A 434-nucleotide genomic window follows, 5' to 3' on the forward strand; every position below is an offset into this window, starting at 1 on the left:
TTTTCACAGTTAAATCGCGTAGCTTCTCCTTTCGAAAAGGGCATTACCTCGTCGAAAATCGTCCTTCATCCTGATTGCGCCTGCCTCTCTGGCACAAACGAACATTCTTCTTCTACACTACAAGTAGGGGGTGGTGAACCTATCCGCTGCGCCTTGGGATGGAAAACGAGAATGGGCTAGCCGTGATGCTGTTGGCTGTCCCAAATGACAATAAAATCGTGCGTAAGCGCGTGGCATAACTATTCGTCGCAGAAAAACGTCGTTGATAAGCGTCGCTGATAATAACGCTTGTCATCGGACACAGGTGGACAACGGGAAGGTATGACCATCGAATCTGACGAATAGAACGACCGGGAGGGAAGCATGATTAGTACATTTGCGCTTTTCTGGGCTTTATGTATCGTCTGCATCATCAATATGGCGAGGTATTACTC

At 47.7% G+C, this 434-nt stretch carries 1 protein-coding gene and 1 pseudogene; both read left to right on the forward strand.

From position 1 onward, the window contains the following. On the forward strand, positions 1-180 hold a 180-nt coding region (locus AC6EMZ_RS23295), incomplete at its 5' end, for a hypothetical protein (RefSeq protein ID WP_498405184.1). Between the two features lie 183 nt (positions 181-363). Next, positions 364-434: pseudogene (locus AC6EMZ_RS23300) on the forward strand (universal stress protein UspB); the annotation flags it as partial.

The sequence above is a fragment of the Enterobacter sp. SCRI0065 genome, assembly GCF_059766475.1.